The organism is Pedobacter sp. (assembly GCF_045627485.1).
GTDB lineage: Bacteria > Bacteroidota > Bacteroidia > Sphingobacteriales > Sphingobacteriaceae > Pedobacter.
In genome coordinates, this window is the sequence record NZ_JAZQNU010000098.1 from 26,587 (window position 1) to 33,867 (window position 7,281).

Annotated in this window: 8 protein-coding genes; 3 read left to right on the top strand and 5 right to left on the bottom strand. The window is 42.7% G+C overall.

Translation table 11 applies throughout. The features are described from left to right. Window positions 1-56 precede the first annotated feature (56 nt). Window positions 57-656 carry a thioredoxin family protein gene (locus tag ACR2F3_RS07555; RefSeq protein WP_432709376.1) on the top strand — a complete coding sequence of 200 codons (600 nt, stop codon included), beginning with the start codon at window positions 57-59 and terminating at the stop codon, window positions 654-656. Here ACR2F3_RS07555 and ACR2F3_RS07560 read toward each other — a convergent pair. Next, a complete protein-coding gene (locus ACR2F3_RS07560) occupies window positions 653-934 on the bottom strand; it encodes an ATP-dependent Clp protease adaptor ClpS (protein WP_432709377.1) in 282 nt (93 codons plus the stop codon). The two genes, ACR2F3_RS07555 and ACR2F3_RS07560, sit on opposite strands and share 4 nt — an antisense overlap. Before the next feature lie 83 nt (window positions 935-1,017). Continuing rightward, a complete protein-coding gene (locus ACR2F3_RS07565) occupies window positions 1,018-1,878 on the bottom strand; it encodes an alpha/beta hydrolase (RefSeq protein WP_432709378.1) in 861 nt (286 codons plus the stop codon). 314 nt (window positions 1,879-2,192) lie between these two features. Here ACR2F3_RS07565 and ACR2F3_RS07570 point away from each other — a divergent pair, with 314 nt between their 5' ends. Continuing rightward, entirely contained in the window at window positions 2,193-4,097 is a 1,905-nt protein-coding gene (locus tag ACR2F3_RS07570; RefSeq protein WP_432709379.1) for an acyltransferase family protein, read from the top strand. 143 nt (window positions 4,098-4,240) lie between these two features. Next, window positions 4,241-5,287 (top strand): 3-oxoacyl-ACP synthase III family protein, encoded by a 1,047-nt coding sequence (locus ACR2F3_RS07575; RefSeq protein ID WP_432709380.1) that lies wholly within the window; start codon window positions 4,241-4,243, stop codon window positions 5,285-5,287. 106 nt (window positions 5,288-5,393) lie between these two features. Here ACR2F3_RS07575 and ACR2F3_RS07580 read toward each other — a convergent pair whose 3' ends face one another. The 3 genes from ACR2F3_RS07580 to ACR2F3_RS07590 all read right to left on the bottom strand — a co-directional run. Beyond that, on the bottom strand, window positions 5,394-6,269 hold the full coding sequence (locus ACR2F3_RS07580) for an SDR family oxidoreductase (protein ID WP_432709381.1): 876 nt from the start codon (window positions 6,267-6,269) through the stop codon (window positions 5,394-5,396). Window positions 6,270-6,271: 2 nt separating this feature from the next. Next, complete coding sequence (locus tag ACR2F3_RS07585) at window positions 6,272-7,033, bottom strand: enoyl-CoA hydratase/isomerase family protein (RefSeq protein WP_432709382.1); 762 nt, start codon at window positions 7,031-7,033, stop codon at window positions 6,272-6,274. 5 nt (window positions 7,034-7,038) lie between these two features. Continuing rightward, window positions 7,039-7,281 (bottom strand): hypothetical protein (locus ACR2F3_RS07590; RefSeq protein ID WP_432709383.1); only part of this gene is annotated, 243 nt, incomplete at its 5' end.

The window sequence follows — 7,281 nt, forward strand, 5'->3', positions numbered from 1 at the left end:
AGAAACGGAGGGGAAGTTTAATATTCAGGGCGTAACTATTTTATTACAACGAAAACATGATAAATTATAGTAATATTCTTGTGAAGAATGGGTTAACGTATCAAGCCTATCGGGATTTAGTAGACGAGAAATTAAAGACCGGTAAAACCACGGGTGAAGACAACTCGGAAGCCATGCTTCATTACTCCAAAATGAATGTACATCGCATGTCGCGCCTTGATAAATCCATCAAGCTTACTGATGAATTTTCAAACGTATTAGCCGGCATTAAAAATAAATACAACTTGCTTGTGATTACTGAAGGTTGGTGTGGTGATGCTGCGCAAATTGTACCTTTGTTTAACAAGATTGTACAGGCTGCCCCGGCGCATTTTCAGCTTCGCCTGGTGCTTCGCGATCAGTATCCAGATTTAATTGATCAGCACCTGACGAATGGAGGACGGGCGATACCGGTGCTATTGATTCTTGACGAGAATGGCGTGCTTTTAAATAAATGGGGCCCAAGGCCAGCCTTGTTAAGCCCTTTATTAGCCGATTGGAGAAGAGAGAATGAGGACATGATGGCGGTTGCAGAAAAACTGCATGGCTGGTATGCCAAAGACAAAACCTTAAGTACCCAGAAGGAACTTATGGAGTTATTCAGGGCTTTAACTTAATCTACCGATACGGTTAGGCCCTCTTGTTTTAGGATCTTCCGGTAAATTTCCATTTCTGTATAGGATCCTTCCAGCACGGCACATTTCCCTTTGGTATGTACTTCCCAGGCAATTTTTTCAGCCTGCGGTTCTGTGTAATCCAGGTATTTCATCATACAATGTATTACATGGTCAAAAGTATTCACATCATCATTCCATAGAATTAACCGGTTCGTGGTTTTAATGGACGAGAGAATTTCCTCCAGTGTGAATGTTTCTTCTTTTGTTTCTGTAGACATGGTACAAAAATACGTAAAAAAAAATATTGCAACAGCTAAAGTTTTTTTTGTTTACCATCTATGAGTAAAGCCTGTAGCGCGCACTAGTGCTCCAGAATGGCCTTCTTAAGTACGTTTACCTCCTTTAGTAACAAAGGAAAAGCAGGGACAGCCATTCCGCCATGATCAAAACCCTGGAGCTCGAATAATCTGGTCGATTTATGGCCTGCAAGTTTCATCATTCTGTTGAGGTAGGCATTCTCCTCGTACCTCCCTAATAATTCCTGTTCACGATCGCCGGTAATTAGCAAAATTGGTGGTGCGTCTGCCCTAACATGGTATAAAGGGGCATATTTGTCGATTGTAGGTTGTGTATCTTTGATTCCCATTTCCTGCCTGACAGTGAAGTGTGTGATCGCCTGACCGCTAAAAGGAATTAATCCGGCAATTTGATTGGGGTCAATGTTGTATTTGCCGAGGTACTGTTTGTCGAGCGTGATCATCATGCCCAGGTAACCTCCTGCGGAGTGGCCGGATACAAAAATAAGTTCTTTATTTCCGCCAAAAGATTCAATATTCTTGAATACCCACGCTACAGCCGCGGCGGCATCTTCGATATACGCCGGTGCTGTAGCTTTTGGCGACAACCGATAACCCACGCCAATTACGGCAACTCCTTTATCAATTAGTTCCCTGGGAATTTCTTTGCGGCCTCCAGTAATGCCGCCACCATGAAACCAAACTATTGTAGCAAAGTTTTTGGTATCCCTGGGGTAGTATATGTCTAGCTTGCACTGCGATTTTATGTATTCGTCAGTGATAGGTTTCGATTCGGAATAATAGGAGATGTCATTCTTACGTTCTGAGGCTTGTTGTCCGAAGACTCCAATACCAGTAAAAGTAAAAACGAAAAATAGACACACGCTATAGATTAGTTTGCAATGAAGTGTGGATTCTAATTTCATACTGGTTCAGGTGATTATGTGGCAAGTTAACATGTAAAAATTAAATGTATAAGTTTTAAACGTTTATAGCTTGATTAATCTGTTTTCAGGTATCCATTTCAAGAAAGATGTTTTACGCAATCTAAGGGGTGAAATACGTTTTACTTCATCTAATTAAGGTATGAATTCTGTTAACCAAGGTGTTGTGGTGTTTATTCTACTGTGAAATCTCCATAACAATTTCATTTTCTCCAATAAATTTGGATCCGAAATCTACTAACTTAATTGACAAGTTGATGCTCACTTCAAGATTCATGATCCCTAATTCAATAAAGATGTCCAGTCACAATTACCTTCCACACATTGATGGATTAAGAGCAATTGCAGTTCTTTCTGTGTTTATGTTTCACTTAAATTTCAATATCTTTTCCGGTGGATTTGTGGGTGTTGATGTATTTTTTGTAATATCCGGTTACCTTATTACCGGTGGAATTTACAAAGAGCTTTTGGCCGGGCGCTTTTCGCTACAGGCATTTTACCAACGAAGAATAAAAAGGATTTTGCCAGCTTATTTTACTATGGTTATTGTGGTGTTAATCCTCAGCGCTCTTCTATACCCTTTTATGCAGCTCAAAACAGTTGCAGGTACTGCGGCGATGAGTTCGGTCTTTCTAGCCAATATACGTTTTGCGGTAAAAGAGTCAAATTATTTTGCTGCTGATGTTCATGAAGATCCGTTGTTAAACTTATGGTCATTGGGCGTGGAGGAGCAGTTTTACCTGGTTATTCCGCTGCTATTTCTCCTTTTATGGAGGTTTATGCCGTCGTGGTTTAAACCTGCAATGTGGTTAATGTTTATCCTGTCTATTGTAAGTTGTTTGCTGGTGATGTACTTTGGGCAGCCTAAGTCTGCTTTTTATTTCCCACATTTAAGAGCCTGGGAGTTTCTTGCCGGCTCGATATTAGCTGTTGCAGGTACCGCTGCTGCAAAACAAAATTTAAAAGCTAATGTGTTAAGTGTGCTCGGCTTGCTATTGGTGGCAGTCCCCGTATTTACCTATACCCAGGAGACGTTATTTCCAGGTGTTGCTGCACTACCAGTTGTTTTAGGAACTGTGTTGGTGTTACATTATGGTGTCAATGGAGGGGTGGCCGGACAAATATTAAAAAGTGCTCCATTTATCTTTATCGGGCGCATTTCCTATTCTCTATACCTCTGGCATTGGCCAGTCATCGTATTCTGGCGGTATGTCAGGTTTAATGAAATACTACCGATAGACAACATTGGTATCATACTGGCTTCTTTTATGTTGGCTATACTTTCCTGGCATTTTGTAGAAATGGAGTTTAGGTTTCGCGTGGCCAGTGCCAGCTATACGTATTACCTCTATACTTTGGCTGGTTCTGTTATAGTGGGTGCTTTTGCTACGTTTATTGTTTTTACAAATGGTGCGAAGAATTATTTCAATAAAGAGGCAAACAGCATGATCAGAGACTCAGGTACCCTCTCCAGGTTTGCAGACACCCAATTATGGGTAGTTAATAATGATACCGAGTTTACCTATGCGCAGTTAACGGGTTTGGACAAAAATCTTCTGATACCTATCGGCGATCAAACTGCCGAGAAGTCATTTTTAATTTGGGGTGATAGCCATGCGGTATCGCTCTTGCCGGGGATCGATAGCCTGGCAAGGGTAAACAACAAAGGAGGCTACCTGTTAAACAGGCAGACCGGCATTTCTAACGACCGGATCAAATACTATAAACATGTGACACAGTGGCTACAGGAGCAACAGAATATTGAACAGGTATTTTTGATCCAACGCTGGAGTGTTCGCCTGGAAAGTGAGTCCCAAAGGCAGTTTATGGTTAACTTCTGTAATAACCTGAAGAACCTGGGACTGAAAACGACCATCTTTCAGAATGTACCTGAGTTTTCAGTCGACCCTATTGTATTCCAGGCAAGGGTAAAGATTCTTAACTCCTTTGGTGATTTTCGCAATAGTCCGATGGTAGATACAACCACTTATAAAAAACTGACTCAACCTTATGGTAAACTCTTCAAGAAACTGGCAAAAGATGCGGCTTTTAAAATATTGCCTACAGATCATGTTTTTTTGAAGAATGGGATGTACCATGCAATGAATAACGAGGGTGAGCTCCTTTATTATGATACCCACCACCTCTCGCCCGAAGGTTCCAGGTTACTGATAAAGTCGTTAAGCGATAAGGTGTTTTAACAGCGTAGTCTGTATTGCATATTATAAATTTGCATTTGAATTCAATTATCTACAACTTACAGGAGGCTAAGCTAATTTAGATGGTACTGCTTCCGGTTTTGAGGCCAGGCCTTCTTTAAGAAAATCAAAATATAAACCAACAAATGCAAAGTTCGAAAATAGCGGGAATCGGTTATTATGTTCCTAAGAACGTATACACCAACGATGACCTGTCCAGATTCATGGATACTAACGATGCCTGGATCCAGGAGCGCACAGGAATTAAAGAACGGCGCTTTGCCGACAGGCTGGAAGAAACGACAACCACGATGGGCATTGAGGCGGCGAAGATTGCTATAGAACGAGCCGGTACTACGGCACAAGATATAGACTTTATCATCTTTGCCACCTTGTCACCGGATTATTATTTCCCTGGTTGTGGGGTGCTGTTGCAGCGGGAAATGAAGATGAAAGAAGTTGGGGCACTTGATGTACGTAACCAATGTTCAGGATTCGTTTATGCACTTTCTATTGCCGACCAGTTTATTAAAACAGGTATGTATAAAAACATCCTGGTGGTGGGGAGCGAGAAACACTCTTTCGCGATGGATTTCGAAACACGTAGCAGAAATATATCGGTGATCTTTGGTGATGGGGCAGGTGCAGTGGTACTTCAGCCTGCAACACGTGAAAAACAAGGAATTCTAAGTACACATCTACACAGTAATGGCGCAGATGCGGAACTTCTGGCGATGTACTATCCCGGTGCTGCGGCTAACAAATGGCTAAAAGACAAACCAGGATATCCAGACCAGGAATTAGGTGGTTTGTTTATGACCACGGAGCAATTACAAAGCGGTGCAGCCCTGCCTTTTATGGATGGCCCGGCGGTGTTTAAAAAAGCAATTGTAAAATTTCCGGAAGTGATCAGGGAAGCGTTGCAGGCCAATCAGCTTACTCCAGAAGATATCGATTTACTGGTGCCACACCAGGCCAATTTAAGGATTAGCCAGTATGTGCAGCAATTGATGAAACTTCCCGACGAAAAGGTGTTTAACAATATTCAGAAATACGGCAATACCACTGCGGCGTCGATCCCTATCGCTTTATGTGAAGCTTGGGAATCGGGCAGGATAAAAGAAGGCGACCTGGTTTGCCTTGCCGCCTTTGGTTCAGGATTTACCTGGGCCAGTGCGTTAATCAGGTGGTAATAAAGCAGCCAGGCAACCAGCCTAACAGCTACATGGTGCCGAAAGTGGTTAACCAGCGTGCATGCTCCGAGTGGGGGCCGCAATCAGGTAGCATCAGCAAAAGGAATTAACTTCCTTTTGCTGATCTTGTCATTTGCTCGAAAGCATCCCACATCTCATTAGGTATGGCTTCAAAACCATTAAATTGTCCGGCACCCTGCAGCCATTCTCCACCATCGATGGTAATTACCTCCCCATTAATATAACCAGCAAAATCGCTGATCAGGAAAGCTGCTAAATTAGCAAGTTCCTGGTGTTCACCCACTCTTTTAAGCGGTACACGGTTTTTAAAGTCAAACTTCTCGGCCAGATCGCCAGGCAACAAGCGTTCCCATGCGCCTTTAGTTGGAAAGGGGCCTGGTGCAATGGCATTGGTCCTGATGCCATATTTACCCCATTCTACCGCCAGTGAGCGTGTCATAGCTAAAACACCACCTTTAGCACAGGCAGAAGGAACCACATAGGCAGAACCGGTAAAGGCGTAGGTAGTTACTATATTTAGGATGCTAGCAGGCTGTTTTTCCTTAATCCAGTGTTTCCCGAAAGCCAGGGTACAGTTTACAGAGCCTTTTAATACAATGTCAATCACAGAAGAGAAAGCATTGGCCGATAAACGTTCTGTTGGTGATACAAAGTTTCCTGCAGCATTGTTCAGCAAGGCATGTACACTTCCAAATGTTTTAAGCGTTTCCGCCAGTACGTTTTCCACTTGCTCATATTCTCTCACATCGCAAGCTACGGCCAGCACTTTGCCACCTGTTTCTTGTTCCAGCTCTTCAGCCGTTTTCTGAATCACCTCCAACTTTCGGCTGGTTATAACAAGGTTAGCGCCTAATTTCAGGAAATAAGTGCCCATGGCTCTTCCCAGTCCTGTTCCGCCCCCTGTAATGACGATCGTCTTTCCTTTTAAAGCATCATCTCTTAGCATTGGTTCATTATACATGGCTATTTCTTTTGTAGGTTATCAATAATTGTTTTTAGGATGTTCCTGGTGTTTGGCGACCACCATTGTTTAAGCATAAGTGCCAATACATCAGTTTGGTCGGCAGTAGTGGCCTGGATCAGTTCTTTCCTGATGTTTACTTTACTTTGCTGCCAGGTATTGGATTCAAAAGCCATATATTTTCTGATCCGTCGCTCTGTGGCAGTTAAAATACTATCAGCATTGACTACTTCGTCTACCAGGCCAATGGCAAGGGCTTCCTGCGGACTAAACAATTTGCCTTCCAATAAACTCCGGCTTGCATTGGCTTTACCCAGCCAAAACGAATAAACCTGGTATATACTGTCCGGAACGATGATACCAACAGGCACTTCATTCAACCCGATAATATACTTGCCTTCGGCCATCACCCTGGTATCGCAGGCAAGTGCAATCACACAACCGCCTGCAGGACTATGGCCGTTTATGGCCGCAGCTAAGGGTTTTTTGAAACTCACAATGGTTCCAGCGAATTTGAAGAACAATTCCCAGAATGACTTTACTTCTTCTTCGTTGTAATGATACAGCTCCATTAAATCCAGTCCTGCCGAAAAGAAATGCGCTTGTCCGGTTATCATCACACCACCAATATTATCATCGTTTTCGATGTTCCTAAAAAGGTCGGTTAATTCGGTAATCATTTCCCGGTTCATGGCATTAGACTTCCCACGGTTGAGGGTTACAATAGCTAACCGGTCTTTTATACTAACTTTAATGGTGTTCATATTGGTTATTTTACTTGATAAGTGTAAATGGTTCTTGCCAGTTGTCCGGCAGTATTTATTCCTTCCAAATGTACCCGGTAAGTGCCCGGAACATCGGTATTGAAATAATCGATTTTAGTTTTTCCGTTTGTATCTGTCACCACTTGTGGATTCCAGTACACGGTGGTACGCAAATCCGGAGCCTGATTGGCTGTAGCGGTATCATGTTGTGGTGAATAAAACTCTCTGGAATAGGAGTAACCTTTTGG

What these genes read in the sequence shown, in the direction of transcription:
- ACR2F3_RS07555 (WP_432709376.1), top strand. Translation starts at nt 57, where the DNA reads ATGATAAATTATAGTAATATTCTTGTGAAGAATGGGTTAACGTATCAA.
- ACR2F3_RS07560 (WP_432709377.1), bottom strand. Translation starts at nt 934, where the DNA reads ATGTCTACAGAAACAAAAGAAGAAACATTCACACTGGAGGAAATTCTC.
- ACR2F3_RS07565 (WP_432709378.1), bottom strand. Translation starts at nt 1,878, where the DNA reads ATGAAATTAGAATCCACACTTCATTGCAAACTAATCTATAGCGTGTGT.
- ACR2F3_RS07570 (WP_432709379.1), top strand. Translation starts at nt 2,193, where the DNA reads ATGTCCAGTCACAATTACCTTCCACACATTGATGGATTAAGAGCAATT.
- ACR2F3_RS07575 (WP_432709380.1), top strand. Translation starts at nt 4,241, where the DNA reads ATGCAAAGTTCGAAAATAGCGGGAATCGGTTATTATGTTCCTAAGAAC.
- ACR2F3_RS07580 (WP_432709381.1), bottom strand. Translation starts at nt 6,269, where the DNA reads ATGTATAATGAACCAATGCTAAGAGATGATGCTTTAAAAGGAAAGACG.
- ACR2F3_RS07585 (WP_432709382.1), bottom strand. Translation starts at nt 7,033, where the DNA reads ATGAACACCATTAAAGTTAGTATAAAAGACCGGTTAGCTATTGTAACC.